The sequence below is a fragment of the Nocardioides sp. genome, assembly GCF_035703625.1.
Lineage (GTDB): Bacteria > Actinomycetota > Actinomycetes > Propionibacteriales > Nocardioidaceae > Nocardioides.
The window spans coordinates 1-3792 of the sequence record NZ_DASSXS010000027.1 but is presented as its reverse complement, the minus strand read 5'-3'; the positions used below and the strand labels follow the sequence as shown (position 1 = coordinate 3792).

The window sequence follows — 3792 nt, the reverse complement described above, 5'->3', positions numbered from 1 at the left end:
GAGGCGCGGAAGGACATCCGGGCGAGCTCGGCCAGCTGCTCGTCGGTGAGCTCGTGGGCGGCCCGCATCGTGGCGTACTGACCCTCGAGCCTCGACCCGAACAGCAGCGGGTCGTCGGCCCCGAGCGCAACCGTGGCGCCGGCCGCCAGCAGCTCCGGCAGGGGCACCGAGGTGAGGTCGGAGTAGACGCCGAGGGCGACGTTGGAGACGGGGCACACCTCGAGCGCGACGCCGGAGGTCGCGATGCGTTCGAGGACTGCCGGGTCCTCGGCGGCCCGGACGCCGTGGCCGAGCCGGTCGGCGCCCAGCACGTCGAGGCACACCCCGATGTGGTCGGGGCCCCGCAGCTCGCCACCGTGCGGCACCAGCCGCAGTCCGGCCCGCCCGGCGATCCGGAACGCCGCCTCGAACTCCGCCGTCGTGCCGCGACGCTCGTCGTTGGACAACCCGAAGCCGACCACCCCGCGGCCCGCGTACTGCGCCGCGAGCCGGGCCAGGGTCCGCGCGTCGAGGGGGTGCCGGGTCCGGTTCGCGGCGATCACGACGGCCATGCCCAGCCCGGTCTCCCGCGAGGCGGCCGCGACCGCATCGAGGACCAGGTCGGTGAAGGCGGTGATCCCGCCGAAACGGGCGGCGTACCCGCTCGGATCCACCTGGATCTCCAGCCACCGGCAGCCGTCGCGTACGTCGTCCTCGGCGGCCTCCCGCACCAGCCGGCGTACGTCGTCCGGGGTGCGCAGCACCGAGCGGGCCACGTCGTAGAGCCGCTGGAAGCGGAACCATCCCTTCTCGTCGGCCGCCGACAGCTCCGGCGGCCACTCCGAGACGAGCGAGTCGGGCAGATGGATGCCGTCGCGCTCGGCGAGCTCCAGCAACGTCTGGTGCCGCATCGACCCGGTGAAGTGCATGTGGAGATGAGCCTTGGGCAGGGTCGCGAGCGACCTTGCCTGTTGGCTCATCTCCCCACCTCGCGCTCCGTGCTCGTCACGGTTGCGCTCTTCAGCGCCACTTGCGGTGGGCGCGCTCAGCTGAACAGCTTCTGCAGCCGGGTGATCCCCTCGACCAGGTCGTCGTCACCCAGCGCGTAGGACAGCCGCAGGTAGCCCGGCGAGCCGAACGCCTCACCGGGTACGACCGCCACCTCCACCTGCTCGAGGATGTACTCGGCGAGGTCGGCCGAGGTGTCGATGACCCGGCCGCCGTACTCCTTGCCGAGCAGCCCCTTCACCTGGGGGTAGGCGTAGAACGCGCCCTGGGGGGTCGGGCAGACGACGCCGTCGATCTCGCCGAGCATCGAGACGATGGTCCTCCGCCTCCGGTCGAAGGCGGCCTTCATCTCCTCGACCGCGGCCAGGTCGCCCGACACCGCCGCCAGGGCCGCGCGCTGGCTGACGTTGGCCACGTTGGAGGTCGCGTGGGACTGCAGGTTGGTCGCCGCCTTGACCAGGTCCTGGGGGCCGATCATCCAGCCGACCCGCCAGCCGGTCATGGCGTAGGTCTTGGCGACCCCGTTGACCACGACGCAGTTGTCGGCCAGGTAGGGGCACAGCACGGGCATCGAACCGGTGTCGACCCCGTCGTAGACGAGGTGCTCGTAGATCTCGTCGGTCAGCACCCACAGCTGGTGGTCCTCGACCCACTGACCGATCTCACGGATCTCGTCGGCGGTGTAGACGGAGCCGGTGGGGTTCGACGGTGACACGAACAGCAGCACCTTGGTCCGCTCGGTCCGCGCGGCCTCGAGCTGCTCGGGCGTCACCTTGTAGTCCTGCGTCTCGTCGGCGAGCACCTCGACCGGGACGCCACCGGCCAGCCGGATGGCCTCGGGGTACGTCGTCCAGTACGGCGCCGGGACGATCACCTCGTCGCCGGGGTCGAGCATGGCCGCGAACGCCGCGTAGATCGCCTGCTTGCCGCCGTTGGTCACGAGCACCTGCGCGGGCTCGACGTCGTACCCGCTGTCGCGCGCGGTCTTCTCCGCGATGGCCTTCTTCAGCTCCGGGAGGCCACCGGCCGGGGTGTAGCGGTGGTTCTTGGGGTCCCGGCAGGCCTCGGCCGCGGCCTCGACGACGTAGTCCGGCGTCGCGAAGTCCGGTTCGCCCGCGCCGAAACCGATGACCGGTCGCCCCTCGGCCTTGAGCGCCTTGGCCTTGGCGTCGACCTTGAGGGTGGCACTCTCGGCGATGCCGCCCACGCGCCCGGAGACGCGGTGGGACCGGGGCCCTGAGACGGGCTGGGACGCGGGCTTGTCGGGGGTCGCTGGGGTCATGAGCCCATGTTAGGAGGCCGCACTTTGGCGGCCGTAGCCCGTTGCCCGTAGACTCCCGTTTTGGTGGTTCTCCACATGCTCGTCCCTGCCCGGAAGCGGCAACGGCGGCAGGGGAGGCATCGGAGGGCACTAGCTCAACTGGCAGAGCATCGGTCTCCAAAACCGAAGGTTGGGGGTTCAAGTCCCTCGTGCCCTGCAGGCAAGAGGAACGGTCGATCAAACCGGTCGAGGAAAGGTGAAGACGGTGACCGAGAGCAAGGCGGTACGCCGCGACGGTAGCGCCGAGAAGCGCACCAGTCCGGTCACGTTCTACCGCCAGGTCGTGGCCGAGCTGCGCAAGGTCGTGTGGCCGACCCAGGAGCAGCTGGTGACCTACTTCCTGGTCACGATGGTCTTCGTGGTCTTCTTCATGGCCCTGGTCTCTGCACTCGACCTGGCCTTCGGGAAGCTCGTCTTCGAGATCTTCACCGGCCAGGACGCCCAGTGACCGCCGCCGCGACCCCGGGGTCGGCGGCAGACAGCAACATCGAGATGACGGAGCAAGACGTGTCGGAGCAGTACGACCCGGTCGAGTCCGAGGAGACTCCCCAGGCGAGCACCGAGGCCCCCGCAGAGGTGAGCCCCGAGCCGGTCGACGAGGCTGACGCCCCGGTCGAGCCGGCCGAGGACGCGCCCGTGGAGGAGCCGGCCGCCGCGGAGTCGGTGGAGGAGCAGCCCTCCGGCGACGAGCCGGACGACGAGGAGCCCGCGGACGACGATCCGCTCGAGGCGTTCCGTCGCGAGCTCGCGGCGAAGGTCGGCGACTGGTTCGTGGTGCACACCTACTCCGGCATGGAGAACCGGGTGAAGTCCAACCTCGAGAACCGCATCATCTCCCTCAACATGGAGGACTACATCCACGAGATCGTGGTCCCCACCGAGGAGGTCGCGGAGATCAAGAACGGTCAGCGCAAGATGGTCAAGCGCACCGTGCTCCCCGGCTACGTCCTGGTCCGCATGGACCTCACCGACGAGTCCTGGGCCGCCGTCCGCCACACGCCGTCGGTGACCGGCTTCGTCGGGCACAGCCACCAGCCGGTGCCGCTGAGCATGGCCGAGGTCGAGAACATGCTCGCGCCCGCCGTGGTCGCGAGCACGGAGGCGGCCGCGGCCGCCGCGGGCGCACCGGCCGCGTCCGGGACGACCACCCGCAAGCCCGTCGAGGTCGCCGACTTCGACGTCTCCGACTCGGTCATGGTGGTGGACGGTCCGTTCGCCACGCTGCACGCGACGATCACCGAGATCAACGCCGAGTCGCAGCGGGTCAAGGCCCTCGTCGAGATCTTCGGCCGGGAGACCCCGGTCGAGCTCAGCTTCAGCCAGATCCAGAAGGTCTGAGCCCTTTGAGCGGAGCTCCGCTCCGCTCGAGTAAGGCGAAGAGGTTGAGGAGCGTCGACGTACTGAGCGAAGCGAAGTGCGTGACGCGTCTCGAAACCTGAGTAGGGTTTCGAAGTTGCACGAGAAGTGGCAGGGGGACCAAACCC

Annotated in this window: 4 protein-coding genes and 1 tRNA gene; 3 read left to right on the top strand and 2 right to left on the bottom strand. The window is 69.9% G+C overall.

Annotated elements, in window-relative coordinates:
• Together VFN12_RS01240 and VFN12_RS01235 are read right to left on the bottom strand one after the other, a co-directional pair.
• The coding region (locus VFN12_RS01240) for an adenosine deaminase (protein WP_325116723.1) at positions 1-959 on the bottom strand (959 nt) is incomplete at its 3' end.
• Between the two features lie 65 nt (positions 960-1024).
• Positions 1025-2269, bottom strand: coding sequence for a pyridoxal phosphate-dependent aminotransferase (locus VFN12_RS01235; protein WP_325116722.1), 1245 nt, complete (start codon positions 2267-2269; stop codon positions 1025-1027).
• Positions 2270-2392: 123 nt separating this feature from the next.
• Here VFN12_RS01235 and VFN12_RS01230 point away from each other — a divergent pair.
• The 3 genes from VFN12_RS01230 to nusG all read left to right on the top strand — a co-directional run bounded on the left by VFN12_RS01230 (position 2393) and on the right by nusG (position 3646).
• A tRNA-Trp gene (locus VFN12_RS01230) sits at positions 2393-2465 on the top strand.
• 48 nt (positions 2466-2513) lie between these two features.
• Entirely contained in the window at positions 2514-2756 is a 243-nt protein-coding gene (secE, locus tag VFN12_RS01225) for a preprotein translocase subunit SecE (protein WP_325116721.1), read from the top strand.
• Positions 2757-2800: 44 nt separating this feature from the next.
• Positions 2801-3646, top strand: a complete 846-nt coding sequence (nusG, locus tag VFN12_RS01220; RefSeq protein ID WP_325116720.1) for a transcription termination/antitermination protein NusG — start codon at positions 2801-2803, stop codon at positions 3644-3646.
• Positions 3647-3792: the final 146 nt, after the last annotated feature.

What these genes read in the sequence shown, in the direction of transcription:
- nusG (WP_325116720.1), top strand. Translation starts at nt 2,801, where the DNA reads ATGACGGAGCAAGACGTGTCGGAGCAGTACGACCCGGTCGAGTCCGAG.
- VFN12_RS01235 (WP_325116722.1), bottom strand. Translation starts at nt 2,269, where the DNA reads ATGACCCCAGCGACCCCCGACAAGCCCGCGTCCCAGCCCGTCTCAGGG.